Raw genomic sequence first — 15,594 nt, 5'->3', positions numbered from 1 at the left:
ACCGGGCGGGATTCCCGCGCTTTCAAGTTCCGGCCTCCCCGCCCCGGCCTCGTCGCCGGGGCGGTCGGTGGCCTGGGACCCCGCCCGGGAGAACCGACCCCGCCCCTCCGGGAAGGTCACGCCGACCATGTCCATGTCCAGCTCCATGCCCAGTAACGAAGCGTCGGCACGCCTCGCCTTCGCCGAGATCGACCCGCGTCCGCCCGCTTTCCTGGGGCGGGCCCCCGGCCGCGTCGAGCTGCTCGGGAATCACACCGACTACAACGGCGGCCTGGTGCTGGCCGCCGCCATCGACCGCGAGACGGTCGTCGTCGGCCGCCCCACGCCGGAACGCGATGGCCGGATCCGATCGGCCAACCTCGGCCAGGACGACGCCTTCCCGCTCGACCCCATCCGGCCGGCCGAGCCCGGATCGTGGCGCCAGTACATCCGGGGCGTGACCTGGGCGATCCAGGAGGCCGGTGGCCCCCTGCCCCGGGGCTTCGTGGCCACCCTGGCCGGCAACGTGCCCTTAGGCGCCGGGCTGTCGAGTTCCGCCAGCCTCCAGGCGGCCCTGGCGATGTTCCTGGCACGCGTCGCCGACCCGGGCGGATCGGATCCGGACGACCCCAGCCGGATGGCCCTGGCCCACACCCTCCGGCGCTCCGAGAACGAGTTCGTCGGCGTCGCCTCGGGCCTGCTCGACCAGTTCACCTCGCTGTTCGGCCGCCGCGATCACGCCGTCTTCCTCGACTGCCGGACCCTCCAGTATGACCGGGTCACGCTCGGCGACCCCGCCCCGGCCATCGTCGTCTGCGACAGCAAGACCTCGCGCCAGCTGGCCGACGGGATGTACAACCGCCGCCACGCCGAGTGTGAGGGGGTCGTCGCCCACTTCCGCGCGGCGAAGCAGGACGAGGCGATCACGCTCCTCCGCGACGTGACCCTGGGCGAACTCCGGGAGGAGTGGGACCGGCTCGACCCGGTCGGCCGGCTCCGCGCCCGCCACGTCCTGACCGAGAACGACCGGGTCCGCGACGGCGCCGAGGCCCTGCGGGCCGGCGATGTCGCCCGGTTCGGCTCGCTGATGTCGGCGTCGCACGCCTCCAGCCGCGACGACTTCCAGAACAGTTCTCCGGCGCTCGACGCCCTGATCGAGTCGGCCGAGGTCGCCCCCGGCTTCCTGGGCGGGAAGCTTTCGGGCGCGGGGTGGGCGGGCTGCACGGTCAACCTGGTCCGGTCCGACGACGCCGACGCCTTCGCCGAGGCGGTCCGCGCCGGCTATGCCCGCCGGACCAAGCTGGTCCCGGACGTCCACATCTGCCACGCCGCCGACGGCGCCTCGTCGCGGCGGCTGGACGCGGCCCCGTGATCAGAGTTGGTTGAACTCGCCCGAGGACTCGGTGCCCCGGCTCGCCTCGCGATCGCGGCGATACCAGCTCCACAGGAGCCGGAGCGTCGCGTAGTCGAGGAGGGCCTGCGACGAGGGGAACGGCTCCGCCTCGGGATCGTCCGGGTCGGTGCCGTCCAGCAGCGCCACGGTGCTGGGCGTGATGTAGGCGTCGGTCGAGAGCCGGCGGAGGTCGCCGACGAACTGGGGGAAGTTCTCGGCGGCCGACGTGCGGAGCCGGTCGCCGAGATAGGCGTAGTTCATCTTGTTCTCGACGATCCGGAACGCCACCCTCGGGTCGCGGCGGACCACGATCACCTCGCCCACCGGGTCGCGCGTCACCCGGGACGCCCGGAGCCGGCGGGCCTGCCTCGGGGCCCGACCCACCGCGGCGCGGAAGCCGGTCGAGATGGCGTTGATCCAGCCGGGCGGCGAGACCTCGCGGAACTCGTCCTCGGCGTCGATCCGCCCGGCGCAGACCAGCTCGATCTTGTCCCAGGGGACCCAGTGGGTCGGCTCGCCCCGCAGGCCGGTCACGCGGAACCCGCCCGGCAGGCAGCTCGCCTCGTGGATCGTCCGGGGCCGGGCGATGTCCGGGAAGGCGTCGGCCCGCCACGCCTCGGCGGCCACGTGCAGCTCGAACAGCCCGTCGAGCAACTGCCGGGCCTGCGCCTCATCGAGCATCTTCGGCCAGACCCCGGGCACCTTGGCCACCCACTGCATCGCATCGGTGGGATGCGCCCCGGTCACGCGGCTGAACAGGTCCCGCACCGCCGTCGGGTTGTCCAGGGCGTCGAAGATCACCAGCCGATAAGGGACGTCGGACTTGCCCATCGCGGTGCCCCGATTCCTTTCCGCCCTGATTCCACCCCCCGGCCCATCCTATCAGCCCACCCCCGCGACCGCCATCGACTCGCCGGGTACATTGGTCCGTTCATCCCGATCTCCCGACGCGAGGTGCATGCGATGGTCATCACGACGGAATTCGTCGACATCCCGGTCGACGGCTCCCCCATGCGGACGTTCCAGGCCCGGCCCCGCGCCGAGGGGCGGTTCCCGGGGATCGTCTTCTACTCGGACATCTTCCAGCTCACCGGGCCGATGCTCCGGGTGTCGGAGCGGCTGGCCGGATACGGGTTCGTGGTCGCGGCCCCGGAGATCTACCACCGGATCGAGCCGAAGGGGACCGCCATCCCGTTCGACGACGCCGGGCGCACCCGGGGCCTGGAGGACACCGCGAAGATGCCGGTCGCCCACTACGACGCCGACTGCCGCGCGGCGCTCGACTACCTGGCCGCCCATCCGGCGGTTGCGCCGGGGCAGCTCGGTGCGAGCGGGTTCTGCCTGGGCGGGCACCTGGCGTTCCGGGCGGCGTTGCAGCCCGACGTGAAGGCCACGGTCTGCTTCTACGGGACGGGCATCCACAACGGCAAGCTCGGCCGCGACGACGACGCCGGGTCTCTGGCCCGCGCCGGGGAGATCCGGGGCGACCTCCTGATGGTGTTCGGCAGCCTGGACCCCCACGTCCCCCCCGAGGGGCGGCTGGCGATCGAGTCCGCCCTCCGCTCGGCGTCGGTCCCCGCGGACTTCCTCCTCCTGCCGGCCGAGCATGCCTTCATGCGGGACGAAGGGCCCCGATACGACCCCGAGGCGACCGACCAGGCCTTCGCGGCGATGATCGAGCGGTTCCGCCGGTCGTTCACCGCCTGATCGGGGGCGGCCCTTTCTCCCCGAAAAATCCCCCGACATGTCGAAATAGTATGTTTAGGCACCCCTCGCGATTCTGAATATGTAGGGCGACGGCGCCGCCGGGCGTCGGCACCCCGCATCATCGACGAGCCGCGAGGAGTCCACGCCATGCCCTGCAGCCCCGCCCGACTGGCCGCGAACCGGGCCAACGCCCTGAAAAGCACCGGGCCGACCAGCCCGGAAGGGCGTCGCAAATCGTCTCGCAACGCCCTGAAGCACGGGCTGGCCGGCGACGGCGTCGTGCTGCCCGAAGGGGAAGCGGCCGAGGTCGACGTCGTGGCCGCCCAGCTCGTCGCCGAGATGAAGCCCTCCGGGCTGATGGGCCGGATCCTCCTGAAGCGGATCGCCGTCTTCTCCCACCGACTCGACAGATGCGGCCGGCACGACGCGGCCATGACCGCCCGGCGGGTCCGCGACGCCCAGAAGGCCCGAGACGCGGCACGCCGCGCCGAGGTCAACGAACTCGGCGTCATCCTGGACATCGACCCCGACCGGGCCGTCACCCGGCTGCTGGAGACGCCCGAGGGGATCGACGGGCTGACCGAGGCCTGGTTGGTGCTGCGCGGCAAGCTGGCCCAGCCCGGCAAGCTCGCCTGGAACGAGCACGACGACCGGCAGCTCGACCGCCTCCTCGGCCGTCACCCCGGGATGCACCCGCCGACCCAGTTCGACCCGATCCTGCGGGCCCTGCGGGGCGACTTCTCCGGCCTGACCGCCGACCAGGGGGCCGGGCTGTCTCGCAACGCCCGCATGCGGTGGGCCCGCGAGCAGCTGGCCGCGCTGATCGATGCCGAGGTCGAGGCCCTGCGCGAGCTGCGCCCCCTGATCGACGACGAAAACGAGGCCGCCGACCGCGCCGAGGCGGGCGACCGCGCCCTTTTCGACCCGTCCAAGGAGGCGCAGCTGGCGCGTCGTTACGAGGCCGCCGCCGAGCGCGGGCTGTTCCGGGCCCTACGCGAGTTCCACGAGGTCGAGGCGCGAAACGAACCCAACGCCGCCCCATCGATCCCAGCAGCCCCGGCCCCCGCGCCGAAGGCCGCCCCGGACGCCCGGCCCGTGCCGATCCGCCGCCGACCCGCGACCGCTCCCCCGCCGGCGCCCCGGCCCGCGTCGTTCGGCCCGCCCGCCCACACGCCGTGCAAAACGAACCCAGCCCCCGGCCTCCGGACGCTCGCGGATGGGAGGCCGGGATGAGCCATCCGACGCCTCCGGCCGGCCGGATCGAGACGCCATCCGGCCCCACGCGGGGTCAGGGCTGGGGGGCCGCCGCTGGGTGGCTGTGGTTGGCTTGCCAACCACGGCGCCGACGAGCCCGCTCGGCGATCGATGGCCGGCGTCGATGATCCTTGGCCCGGGGCCGCGATGGCCATCACCCCGCGATTGCATCACGAGCGCCGTGGTTGGCAAGCCAACCACAGCCACCCGGAGCCCAGAACGCCGAAATCAAAAGGGACACCCGGGCGGCCGCCCGCAGGGGGCCCGGCCCTTGACAATCGACCGACCCTCCGCGACCCTGGTATCCCTGCGCGGGCGTCGTCGGCCCGCGCGTCGTCGAAGCCTCATCCTGGCGCAAGATCTCGGCCCCATGAGCGAACCACCCCCGGGAGGGCTGAGCATCGGGGCCCTCCAGCGCCGGATCCGCGAGCTTTACGGGGCCAAGGACGCCACCCGGGGCGACGCCGGGACCTTCCTCTGGTTCGCCGAGGAGGTCGGGGAGCTGGCCACCGCCCTGCGGACCGGGACGCCCGAGGAGCTGGCGCTGGAGATGGCCGACGTCCTGGCCTGGCTGGTGACCCTGGCCAACGTCCGGGGCGTGGACCTCGAGGCGGCGGCCTGGCGGAAATACGGCGAGGCGTGCCCCGGGTGCGACGCGATCCCCTGCCGGTGCGACCCGGCGGAGAAACCCTGAACGGACCCCCCAGCGTGACCACCCATAGACCCGGATCCCGCCCCTTTCTCCGGATGATCGCCGCCCTCGCGGCGATGGCATCCACCGTCGCCACGGCCCGGGCGGCCGCGCCCGCCGTCGAGGTCGAGAACGTCCGCGTCGGGTTCGAAGAGCGGTTCAAGCCCGGCTCGTGGACCCCGGTCTGGATCCAGCTCCGGGGCGGGCCGCAGGGGTTCGCCGGCGTCATGGAGCTGGTCGCCCCCGACGAGTACGGCACGGAGACCGTGGTCCGCCAGCCGGTCCAGGTCGGCCCCGGCCAGGGTCAAAGGGTGACCGCCTACGTCCGGGTCGGGTCGACCGACCCCGACTTCGCCACGCTCCGGTTCCGCGACGGCAAGACCGGCCGTCGCGCCGTCAACGACGCGGCGATCGGCTCCCTGATGGGCTCGAAGGTCCCCGACGCCCTGACCGCGGAGGACTACCTCCTGGTGGCCCTGGGCCAGCCCCAGGGGATCAAGCAGATCCCCACCCTGCCCGGCTTCAACGCCGACCGCAACGGGCCGGCCACCTACGGCCGCGCCCGCGAGGTGGCCGTGGCCCAGCCCGGCGCGGCCGAGGACCTGCTGCCCGGCCGGTGGTACGGCTACGACGCGGCCGACGCCGTGGCCATCGACACCAACGACAAGGAGACGCTGGCCGCCCTCTCGGCCGGGCGGGGCGAGGCGCTCCGCCGCTGGGTCGAGCGGGGCGGACACCTGGTGGTCGCCGTCGGGTCGAACTGGCAGGCGGTCAACGACAGCGTGCTCGGCCCGATGCTGCCGCTCCGGATCGCCGGCCAGGTCCAGGTCGAGCCCTACGAGGCGATCGAGGCGTTCGCCGGCGGCTCCAAGCCGATCGTCTCCGAGGCCAACCAGGGCCGGGCCGCCAAGTTCGAGGAGGTCGAGGCCCGCGGCGGCCAGGTGATCGCCTCGACCCTGTCCACCCCGCTGATCGTCCGCGGCCCCTACGGCTTCGGCCGGGTCACGGTGATCGGGCTGGACGTGGACGCCAAGCCGTTCGCCGACTGGCCGGACCGGGCCCTGTTCTGGGTCAAGGCGATGGACCTGAAGGCCCCGCCCGGCGACGCCAACGCGGCGATCAACCAGGCCGGCCGCCTGGTGCAGTCGGGCGTCTCGGACCTGTCCAGCCGGCTCCTCCAGGCGCTGGAGCAGTTCCAGGGGGTGACCCTCGTCCCGTTCGGCTGGGTGGCCGGGTTCATCTTCCTGTACATCCTGCTGATCGGCCCCGGGGACTACTTCTTCCTGAAGAAGGTCCTGAAGCGGATGGAGCTGACCTGGATCACCTTCCCCACGATCGTGGTCGCGGTGAGCCTGCTGGCGTACTACGCCGCCTACCGGATCAAGGGGACCGACCTCCGGGTCAACAAGGTGGACATCGTGGACGTGGACCTGGCGACGAAAAGGGTCCGGGGCTCGACCTTCTTCAACGTGTTCAGCCCCCAGAACCGCGACTACGACGTGGCCATCGCGCCGCTGGCGCCGGACCGCCCCGAGCCGGCGGCCGACGCGGGCGAGGTGCCTCCGCCGCCCCCCGGCACCGAGACGATGGTCTCCTGGTTCGGGGCCCCTGAGGCCGGACTGCGGGGGATGAACAACCGCGGGCGCGGCACCGGCTTCGGCGGGTCGGGCTACGCCTACGAGCCGGCCGGCCGGGCGGAGCGGCTGGAAGGGGTGCGGGTCGGGATCTGGAGCACCAAGGCCTTCGCCGGCCGGTGGGACGGGCCGGCGCCGTCGCCGGTGGTCGATTCCGACCTGTCGGCGGTCGGCACCGACCGCGTGGAAGGGACCGTCACCAACCGGCTCGACATCCCGCTCAAGAACGTCCTGCTGGCCTACGGCACCCAGGTCTATTACCAGATCCCCACGATCGAGCCGGGCGCCACCGTGCAGATCGACGCCTCGCTCAACCGAGTGCTCGGCGGCTACCTGGACGACCTCCGCGCCTCGTTCATGCCGGACAACTTCTACGGCCAGCAGACCGCGAAGATCGACCGGGCCAACCTCGCCCGCGAGCTGATGTTCCACGACAGCGACCGCTCCGGCAAGGTCTCCCTGCCCAGCCGGGCCCTGCACGACCTGGACCTCACCGGGCAGCTGGAACTGGGGCGGCCGATGCTGGTGGCCCAGGTCGACCGGCCCGCGGCGAAGCTCCTGCTGGGCGACACCCCGTCCCCGGCGAAGGTGGAGCAGACCACCCTGATCCGCGTGATCCTCCCCCTCAAGCCGGAAGCGTCCCGGGGCAAATAAGGGCCGCAGGCACCTCGAAAGGCTCACCGCAATGATCGAGACGCATGACCTGACGAAGATGTACGGCGACCTGTACGCCCTGAATCGCCTGAACCTGACCCTGAACCAGGGGGACGTCTACGGCTTCATCGGCCCCAACGGCGCCGGCAAGACGACCACGATGCGGATCCTGGCCACGCTGCTCAACCCGACCTGGGGCGAGGCCACCGTCTGCGGCTACTCGATCTACACCGGCGCCAAGGACATCCGCCGCGCCATCGGCTACATGCCCGACTTCTTCGGCGTCTACGATGACATGAAGGTCATCGAATACCTCGAATTCTTCGCCGCCGCCTACCGGATCACCGGCCCGGCCCGCAAGAAGATCTGCGAGGAGGTGCTGGAGCTGGTCGACCTGACCTACAAGCGCGATGCCCTGGTCACCAGCCTATCGCGCGGGATGACCCAGAGGCTCGGCCTGGCCCGCGTGCTGCTGCACGACCCCCAGGTGCTGCTGCTGGACGAGCCGGCGTCGGGGCTCGACCCCCGGGCGCGGATCGAGATCCGGGCGCTGCTCAAGGAACTGCGGGCGATGGGCAAGACGATCCTGGTGTCCAGCCACATCCTCCCGGAGCTGGCCGACATCTGCAACAAGATCGGCATCATCGAGCAGGGCGTCCTGCTGGTCAACGGCGCCGTGGTCGACGTGATGAAGCAGGTCCGGACCGACATCGTCCTGAACATCGGCGTGTCCGACCGCGCCGCCGACGCCGCCCTGTTCCTGGAGAAGCAGCCGGAGGTCGAGGACGTCCAGGACAAGAACGGCGTGATGGTCGTCAAGATGCGCGAGGGGGTCGTCCAGTACAGCTTCCTGGTGCCCCGCCTCCTGGAACAGGGGTTCGACATCACCCTGTTCAAGGAGGACGAGATCAACCTGGAGACGGCGTTCATGCACCTGACCAAGGGGATTACCAGCTAGGACGATCCCTCCCGGCCCGGGGCGGTGTCTCAGATCGAGGCGCCGCCGAGCGCCGGGAAGGCGCCGAGGAGACTGGTGCCGAGGATCGGCTCACCGCCGACCTGGATCCGCGACACGCCGGCCAGGAAGCCGGAGGTCGAGAAGGCGCTGTTGGGGGGGAAGCCGAGGCCGACCGAGAGCGAGCTGCCCGGGGCGATGGTGGTATCGCCCGTGACCTGGACCCCCTTGCCGGCCGGCCCGGACCCCTTGGCGGCCTGGGCGGTCAGGCCGATGTAGCGACCGACCGTCATGTCGGCGCCGTTCTGGAAGGTCAGGTTGCCGCCGACGTTCATGTTGTTCAGGTCGCGGCCGACGTTCAGGCCGGCCCCGGTGTTGAAGTCCGCGTCGGTGAGGATGTCCAGGGTGTTGAGGTCGCCGCCCACGGAGATCGACCCGCGGCGGGCGACCGAGGCGAAGGCGAGCCGGTCGACGCGGTTGGTGCTCTTGATGTTCACCGGCCCGGACAGGATCGCGGTGCGGTAGCCCTCGATCGCCCCGATCGTGCCCGAGCTGACCCGGATCGACGCGATGTTCACCAGCCGGCTCTGGTTCCCGAGGGCCGTGCGGAAGGTGTGGGCGTCCAGCACCTGCTGCGACGAGCCTTCCGACTGGGAGTTGCTGGACTGGACGGTGCCGAGCTGGACGATCGGGTTGATCGTCACCAGAGAGTCGATCGACGAGCCGTCGATGATCAGGTTGATCCGGCCCCGGGGCGCGGCCGTGGCGCGGATGGTCCCGCCGTTGACGATCGAGATGTAGAACCGCTCCTTGCTCGCCAGGGTGACGACGACGGCCTGGCCCCCCGCCGCGGTCCGGGCGTTGCCGAAGGCGCTGGCGACGTTCGCCTTGGCGGCCATCAGGAGTCGCGATTCGAGGCGGCCGTCCAGCGTGGGCCGGAAGGCCCGCCGATTCGACTTCCGTCCGTCCGATGCGTCGCGGGTCATGCTCGCTGCCCTCCGTAGCCAACCCCGGCCGATGCCAGGCCCTTCGAATGGTCCGATTCCCCTCCGAAGTATCGACGGCCCGGATCGTCGCCTCGTCCCAAAACACGCCCGACCCGACGCGCCGATCGCGGGTCACGCCGGTTGGCCCGGTCGGTCCGATCGTGAGCTCCAGGACCGGAATTGCCCCGATCCGCCGGTTGCGACACAATGGCACCCTGGACGCCCGCCGAGCCCCGATCCGAATCGCCCCGAGGTCCCGTCCCGATGCAGGCCCCCCTGATCTCGCAGAAGGCGTCGCGGTTCACCGAGAGCGTGATCCGCGGCATGTCGCTGGAGGCCGCCGCCCACGGCGCCGTGAACCTGGCCCAGGGCATGCCCGACTTCCCCGCTCCGGCCGAGATCAAGGACGCCGCCTGCCGCGCGATCCAGGAGGACGTCAACCAGTACGCCATCACCTGGGGGGCCTCCGGCCTCCGGTCCGGCATCGCCGATCACGCGAAGTGGCACCTGGGGCTGGACGTCGACCCCGAGACCGAGATCACCGTCACCTGCGGCAGCACCGAGGCGATGCTGGTCGCCCTGCTCTCGGTGATCAACCCCGGCGACGAGGTGATCCTGTCGCAGCCGTTCTACGAGAACTACTGGCCCGACTGCGTCCTGGCCGGGGCCACGCCCCGGTTCGTCCCGTTCCGCCCGCCCGGCTGGACCTTCGACCCGGACGAACTGGCCGCGTCGTTCAACGACCGGACCAAGGCCATCGTCCTGTGCAACCCGAACAACCCGACCGGCACCGTCTTCACCCGCGACGAGCTGGAGCAGGTCGCGGCCCTGTGCCGCAAGTGGGACGTCCTGGCGATCACCGACGAGATCTACGAGCACATCCTCTACGACGGCCGCCCGCACGTGTCGCTGGCGTCCCTGGACGGGATGCGCGAGCGGACGATCACGATCGGCGGGATGAGCAAGACCTACTCCGTGACCGGCTGGCGGATCGGCACCATGATCGCCCCGCCGAACCTGACCCACGCGTTCCGCCGGGTCCATGACTTCGTCAGCATCGGCGCCGCGGCGCCGCTCCAGGCCGCGGGGGCCGTGGCCTATCGCCTCCCGCGCTCCTACTACGACGGGCTCGCCGCCGACTACCAGGCCCGCCGCGACCGCCTGTGCTCCGCCCTGCTCGACGTCGGGTTCGACCTCGACCCGCCCCAGGGGGCCTACTACGTCATGGCCAACATCGAGGCTTTCGGCGCCACCGACGACGTCGCGTTCGCCCGCCACCTCGTCCGCGAGGTCGGCGTCGCCACCGTCCCCGGCTCCAGCTTCTTCCAGGACAAGGCCCTCGGCTCCAGGTACATCCGGTTCTGCTTCTGCAAGAAGGATGAGACCCTGGACCTGGCGATCAACCGCCTCCGGACGCTGCGGGTCGTGGTCTGAACATTCGCCGAGGATGTGGCCGGGCTGGAGAGGATGAAAAAAGCCCCGCTCGCCGAAGTGAGCGGGGCCAAGATTTGCCGGGATCGGGAATTCGGGCCGGTCACTGCACCACGTCGGGCTTCGTGGCTGGGGCGGGATTCCCCTCGACGTCGAGGACGTTGACGACCTTGGCGAACGGCAGTTCCTTGATGGGGCCCTCGATCTTGGAGCGGTCGCCGACGACCAGGATGGTCAGCTTCGAGGGGTCGAGGTACTTGGCGGCGACGCGGTCGATGTCGGCCCGGGTGACGGCCTCGACCTTATCGCGGTAGGTGGTGAAGTAGTCGGCCGGGAGGTCATACAGGACCAGCGCCGCGAGGGTGCTGCCGACGCCGGAGATCGTCTCGAACTGGGCGGGGAACCCCTTGATCGAGCGGTCCTTGGCGAAGGCCAGCTCGGCGTCGGTCACCGGGCGGGGGCCGGCGATGTCGGCCACTTCCTTGACCAGTTCGACGAGCGCGGGGGCGGTGACCTCGGTCTTCACCGAGCCTCCGGCCTCGAACGGGCCCGGGGTCAGGCGGAAGTCGAAGCTCGACCGTGCCCCATAGGTGTAGCCCTTGGCCTCGCGCAGGTTGAGGTTGATCCGGCTGGAGAACTGGCCGCCCAGGATCGCGTTCATGATCACCAGCGGGAAGTAGTCCGGGGTGTTCCGGGCGACGCCGACCTGGCCGACCGAGAGGATCGACTGGGCCGCGCCCGGCTTGTCGATCAGGTAGACCGTGACCGGCTTGGCGGGCGGGGCGTCGGGCAGCTTGGCCGTGACCGGCGAGCCGGGCTGCCAGTCCTTGAGCGCGGCCTCCAGCACCGGGATGATCGCGTCGGGCGTGGTGTCGCCGACCACGATCAGGGCCGAGTTGTTGGGGATGAACAGGTTCTTGTGGTAGGCCACCACGTCATCGCGGGTGATCGACTTGACCGACTTCGGCGTGCCGGTGGCGACCCGGCCGTAAGGGTGATCCTCGCCGTAGACCAGCTTGGGGAAGACGATCCCGGCGATGGCCGGCGGGCTGTCGGCCTGGCGGAGAAGGACGGCGAGCCTTTGGAGGCGGAGGCGTTCCAGCTCCTTGTCCGGGAAGGTCGGGTGGAGCAGGACGTCGGTGTAGATCTCCAGAGCCTTGGGCAACTGCCGCGTGAGGGTGGACATCGAGAGGCTGCTCGACTCCAGGCCGCCCCCGGCGTTCACCGAGGCCCCCAGGTCGGCCAGGTCCTTGGCCAGCTGGATTGCGTCCCGCGAGGTGGTCCCCTCGGTCATCAGCGAGGTGGCCAGCGACGCGAGCCCTTCCTTGCCGGGGGCCACTGTGGTCGCCCCGCCCTTGACCACCAGGTTCATCCCGACGATCGGCAGGTTATGCCGCTCCGAGATCAGCACTTCCAGGCCGTTGGACAGCTTGCGGCGGACGACCGGGGCCGGGGTGAAGTCCGGGTTGGGGCCGGGCGTGGGCAGCTTGGACCGATCGACGTCGTCCTTGATCTGGGCCACCGGCGGGCTGACCAACGGGGCCTGGGCGGACCGGTCGACGGCCGGCTCCTCGGGGCGGGGGGTCGGCTTGCCGGGGGTCACGTCCATCCGGATCCGGTTGGCGACCAGGTACTTGTTGGCCACCCGCCTCACGTCGTCGGGGGTGACGGCGTAGGCCCGTTCCAGCTCCTTCTTGTAGGCGAGCGGGTCGCCGTAGACGACGTTGTAGGTGTTCAGGAAGTCGGACTTCCGGGCCACCGACTGGAGGCCGAAGATCGACCCGCTCTCGACGCTGGTCTTGGCCTTCTGGACCTCGTCGGCGGTCGGCCCATCGGCCTTGAGCCGCTCGATCTCGCGGTCGGCGATGGCGATCAGGTCGTCGATGGTCTGCCCCTTCTGGGGCGTGATCGAGACGTTGAAGGTGCCGGAGATCGCCTGGGCGCCGTGGTAGGCCATGGCGCTGGCCGCCAGCGGCTTCTCGTACTGCAAGGCCAGGAACAGGCGGTTCTGGTTGTCGAGCTGCCCCAGGACGGCGGCCAGGGTGTCCAGGGCCGCCTCGTCCTCATGGCCGTTGGGCACGGTCGGCCAGACGAGCTGGGTCCGCGCCAGCTGGACGGCGTCGGTCATGGTCAGGTGCTTGGGGGCGTCGAGCTTGGGGACGTCCGGGGCCATCTTGGCGACCTCGGGGCCCTTCGGCAGCGGCCCGAAGTACTTGGCCACCAGCTTGCGGGCCTCGGCCGGGTCGAAGTCCCCGGCGATCGCCAGGCTGGCGTTGTTCGGGCTGTAATAGGTGCGGAAGAAGGCCGAGACGTCTTCGAGGCTGGCCGCGGAGAGGTCGGCCATCGAGCCGATCACCGAGTGGTGATACGGGTGGTTGGGCGGGTAGAGGGCCTCCAGGATCCTTTCCTGGGTCTGGCCGTACGGGACGTTATCGATCCGCTGCCGGCGCTCGTTCTTGACCACGTCGCGCTGATTGTCCAGCTTCTCCTGGGTCAGGGCCGGGAGCAGGAAGCCCATCCGGTCGGACTCCATGTACAGGGCCAGCTCCAGGGCGTTGCTGGGCAGGGCCTGGTAGTAGTTCGTCCGGTCGTTGCTGGTGCTGCCGTTGATCTGGGCGCCGAGCTTTTCGAGCGGGCCGAAGTACTCGCCGTCGTGGTGCTCCGACCCCTGGAACATCAGGTGTTCGAACAGGTGGGCGAATCCGGTCCGGCCGACCTTCTCGTTCTTGGACCCGACCTTGTACCAGATGTTGACGCTGACCGTGGGCGTGGTGTGATCCTCGTGGAGGATGACCGACAGGCCGTTGGGCAGCGAGTACGTCTCGACCTTCAGGTCGGGGATGGTCTGGGCCTTCAGGCCCGCAGGTGCCACCGTCGCCAACGCGAGGAGGACGGCGAAGGGCGCGAACGCGAGGCGGGATCTCATGTGCGGATGCTCCCAGATGCGAAGGGCGCAGATGCGGGCGGAGGTGCGATCCGGCCGTGTCGGTCGCCGGGGAGGGCGATCCACCAGTTCTAACCGCCCGGGGGACCGATCGTCCAGCGCGGGCGGGTCACCTCGGCAGCAACTCCCGGAACCGCCCCAGGATCGGTGCCGAATCCGCGAGCGGGGCGAGGTCGCGATCCTCGTCCGGGTCGCGGGCCAGGTCGAACAGGCGCTCGCGCCCGTCCCGATCGCGGATGTAGTGGTGGGTCGCGTCGACGATCGACCGCAACGGCCCGAATCGGGCCGGGGACCGGCCGTGGTTGGGGTCGTCCTCGGGCGGGGCCTTGACCTCGGACAGCACGAGGTCGGGCGGGACGGGAAGCTCCTCGGGCCGGGCCGTCCAGAACCGGGCCAGCGAATCCCCGGGGAAGAACGCCTCGCGATCGGCCAGGAGTTCGCCGACGACCGTGGCCGGCAGGTCGCGGAGGCTGACCGGCGTCTCGACCTTGGCCCCGGCCGGGATGCCCGGGCCGAGCACCACCAGCGGGACGTGGATCTCGGGCCGCCCCAGGCTGACCCCGTGGCCGAACACCCCGTGCTCGCCCAGGTGTTCGCCGTGGTCCGCCGTGATGATGACCAGCGTGTCCTTCATCGCCCCCCGGCGGTCGAGGTCGTCGAGCAGCCGGCCGAGTTCGGCGTCGAGGGCGGCGATGCAGCGGTCGTAGGCGTCCCGGGCCAGCCTGAGTTCGTCCCGGGTCAGGCCGGACTTGTCGGCCTCCCACCAGGTCTTCAGCAGGCGGATTCGATCCGGGGATTCGGCCACGGCGCCCGGCAGGTCCGCCCCGGAACCCTCGGGCGGGAAGTAGGGATGGTGGGCGTCGAAGAAATTTAGGAACGCGAAGTTCGGCCCCGGCGATCGGCGGTCGAGCCAGCCGAGGAAGTCGCTGCGGATCCGCGCCGCGTCCTTGCGATCGCCCGAGGTTTGCTCGGGCAGGCCGAGCCCCCGCGACAGGGCGGGGTGGCGATGGAGGAAGTCCATGCCCCGCGCCACCGTGGCCGATCCCATCAGGATCGACCGGGGGGTGACGGGGTAATCCTCGTAGTGGTCGAAGCCGTGGGCCAGGCCGGTCTCATAGCTGCAATAGGTGACGTTGGCCACGAACCCGGCCGTGTCGAACCCCTTATTGCCCAGGAACCAGGCCAGGGTCGGCACTTCCCGCTCCAGCGGTTGTTTCCAGTCGACCTTCAACTCATGCGGCCAGCGACCCGTGAACATCCCCGCGTGCGAGGGGGCCGTCCACGGGGCCGTCGCGTACGCCTGGTCGAACCGGACGCCCCGGGCCGCCCAGCGGGCGAGGTTGGGCGTGGTGTCCCGGTCGTATCCATGAAGGCTCAGGCTCCGGGCCCGGACCGTGTCCAGGACGATCAGGATCGCATTCTTCGGCCCGCCTTCGAGCCCCTCGGGCGGGCCTCCCCTGCCCCGACTCAGCACCCGCGACCAGGGGACCGAGCAGGCCACGGCCGAGGCCAGGACCAGGCCGACCAGCACCGGCAAGGTCCACCGGACCGCACTCCGGAACCGGCCGGGATGGCGGGTCGCCAACCGGGCGAAGCCCAGCCCGATGGCGGCCGAGAGGACGAGGCAGGCCGCCGTGTAGATCGGCCAGCGGAACAGGAACCCGAGCGACGCGACGGCCGCCAGGGCGAAGGCGGAAACCCCCGCGGGAACCCGGCGGCGGGATGCGACGGCCAGGGCCGCCAGCACCAGCCCGGGGATCGCCGTCAGGATGAGCCCGGCCACCGGGATCATCCAGGGAAAGTGGTGGCTGATGTTGTAGTTGCGCGGGTCCAGGACGTGGCACTTGAGCAGGAACGCCGCCAGCTCCAGTTCGCCGAAGGCGAGGCCGAACCAGGCGGCCCAGGCCAGGATCGACGCGGGCCCCGGGCGGGTTTCGGCGGGCGAATCGGTCATCCGGCGCTCCTC

The 15,594-nt window shown here is 70.9% G+C and carries 11 protein-coding genes; 7 read left to right on the top strand and 4 right to left on the bottom strand.

Features of this window, described 5'->3' with window-relative positions; all coding sequences use genetic code 11:
• Window positions 1–133 precede the first annotated feature (133 nt).
• Complete coding sequence (galK, locus tag TA3x_RS12985) at window positions 134–1,351, top strand: galactokinase (RefSeq protein ID WP_435021859.1); 1,218 nt, start codon at window positions 134–136, stop codon at window positions 1,349–1,351.
• Here galK and TA3x_RS12980 read toward each other — a convergent pair whose 3' ends face one another.
• Window positions 1,352–2,203, bottom strand: coding sequence for a hypothetical protein (locus TA3x_RS12980; RefSeq protein ID WP_435021858.1), 852 nt, complete (start codon window positions 2,201–2,203; stop codon window positions 1,352–1,354).
• Between the two features lie 132 nt (window positions 2,204–2,335).
• On the opposite strand from TA3x_RS12980, the gene TA3x_RS12975 reads away from it, so the two are divergent.
• The 5 genes from TA3x_RS12975 (at window position 2,336) to TA3x_RS12955 (ending at window position 8,270) form a co-directional block, all read left to right on the top strand.
• Window positions 2,336–3,079 (top strand): dienelactone hydrolase family protein, encoded by a 744-nt coding sequence (locus TA3x_RS12975; protein ID WP_435021856.1) that lies wholly within the window; start codon window positions 2,336–2,338, stop codon window positions 3,077–3,079.
• Between the two features lie 147 nt (window positions 3,080–3,226).
• Window positions 3,227–4,312 carry a hypothetical protein gene (locus TA3x_RS12970; protein WP_435021855.1) on the top strand — a complete coding sequence of 362 codons (1,086 nt, stop codon included), beginning with the start codon at window positions 3,227–3,229 and terminating at the stop codon, window positions 4,310–4,312.
• Between the two features lie 391 nt (window positions 4,313–4,703).
• Window positions 4,704–5,027, top strand: a complete 324-nt coding sequence (locus TA3x_RS12965) for a MazG nucleotide pyrophosphohydrolase domain-containing protein (protein ID WP_435021853.1) — start codon at window positions 4,704–4,706, stop codon at window positions 5,025–5,027.
• 14 nt (window positions 5,028–5,041) lie between these two features.
• On the top strand, window positions 5,042–7,312 hold the full coding sequence (locus TA3x_RS12960) for a hypothetical protein (RefSeq protein WP_435021851.1): 2,271 nt from the start codon (window positions 5,042–5,044) through the stop codon (window positions 7,310–7,312).
• A 31-nt stretch (window positions 7,313–7,343) separates the two neighbouring features.
• Window positions 7,344–8,270, top strand: coding sequence for an ABC transporter ATP-binding protein (locus TA3x_RS12955; protein WP_435021849.1), 927 nt, complete (start codon window positions 7,344–7,346; stop codon window positions 8,268–8,270).
• Window positions 8,271–8,299: 29 nt separating this feature from the next.
• Here TA3x_RS12955 and TA3x_RS12950 read toward each other — a convergent pair whose 3' ends face one another.
• The gene (locus TA3x_RS12950) at window positions 8,300–9,253 is read right to left on the bottom strand and encodes a hypothetical protein (protein WP_435021847.1); all 954 of its coding nucleotides are present in this window, start codon (window positions 9,251–9,253) and stop codon (window positions 8,300–8,302) included.
• A gap of 264 nt (window positions 9,254–9,517) precedes the next feature.
• On the opposite strand from TA3x_RS12950, the gene TA3x_RS12945 reads away from it, so the two are divergent.
• Window positions 9,518–10,687, top strand: a complete 1,170-nt coding sequence (locus TA3x_RS12945) for a pyridoxal phosphate-dependent aminotransferase (RefSeq protein ID WP_435021845.1) — start codon at window positions 9,518–9,520, stop codon at window positions 10,685–10,687.
• Window positions 10,688–10,787: 100 nt separating this feature from the next.
• Here TA3x_RS12945 and TA3x_RS12940 read toward each other — a convergent pair whose 3' ends face one another.
• Together TA3x_RS12940 and TA3x_RS12935 are read right to left on the bottom strand one after the other, a co-directional pair.
• Window positions 10,788–13,610, bottom strand: a complete 2,823-nt coding sequence (locus tag TA3x_RS12940) for a M16 family metallopeptidase (protein WP_435021843.1) — start codon at window positions 13,608–13,610, stop codon at window positions 10,788–10,790.
• Between the two features lie 127 nt (window positions 13,611–13,737).
• The gene (locus TA3x_RS12935; RefSeq protein WP_435021840.1) at window positions 13,738–15,582 is read right to left on the bottom strand and encodes a sulfatase-like hydrolase/transferase; all 1,845 of its coding nucleotides are present in this window, start codon (window positions 15,580–15,582) and stop codon (window positions 13,738–13,740) included.
• Window positions 15,583–15,594 lie beyond the last annotated feature (12 nt).

It is taken from the genome of Tundrisphaera macrotermitis (assembly GCF_051175315.1).
Lineage (GTDB): Bacteria > Planctomycetota > Planctomycetia > Isosphaerales > Isosphaeraceae > Tundrisphaera.
This window is presented reverse-complemented; position numbering and strand designations above follow the sequence as displayed.

Excerpts from the sequence above, each read along its gene's own strand:
- galK (WP_435021859.1), top strand. The coding sequence starts at position 134 with ATGTCCAGCTCCATGCCCAGTAACGAAGCGTCGGCACGCCTCGCCTTC.
- TA3x_RS12980 (WP_435021858.1), bottom strand. The coding sequence starts at position 2,203 with ATGGGCAAGTCCGACGTCCCTTATCGGCTGGTGATCTTCGACGCCCTG.
- TA3x_RS12975 (WP_435021856.1), top strand. The coding sequence starts at position 2,336 with ATGGTCATCACGACGGAATTCGTCGACATCCCGGTCGACGGCTCCCCC.
- TA3x_RS12970 (WP_435021855.1), top strand. The coding sequence starts at position 3,227 with ATGCCCTGCAGCCCCGCCCGACTGGCCGCGAACCGGGCCAACGCCCTG.
- TA3x_RS12965 (WP_435021853.1), top strand. The coding sequence starts at position 4,704 with ATGAGCGAACCACCCCCGGGAGGGCTGAGCATCGGGGCCCTCCAGCGC.
- TA3x_RS12955 (WP_435021849.1), top strand. The coding sequence starts at position 7,344 with ATGATCGAGACGCATGACCTGACGAAGATGTACGGCGACCTGTACGCC.
- TA3x_RS12950 (WP_435021847.1), bottom strand. The coding sequence starts at position 9,253 with ATGACCCGCGACGCATCGGACGGACGGAAGTCGAATCGGCGGGCCTTC.
- TA3x_RS12945 (WP_435021845.1), top strand. The coding sequence starts at position 9,518 with ATGCAGGCCCCCCTGATCTCGCAGAAGGCGTCGCGGTTCACCGAGAGC.
- TA3x_RS12940 (WP_435021843.1), bottom strand. The coding sequence starts at position 13,610 with ATGAGATCCCGCCTCGCGTTCGCGCCCTTCGCCGTCCTCCTCGCGTTG.
- TA3x_RS12935 (WP_435021840.1), bottom strand. The coding sequence starts at position 15,582 with ATGACCGATTCGCCCGCCGAAACCCGCCCGGGGCCCGCGTCGATCCTG.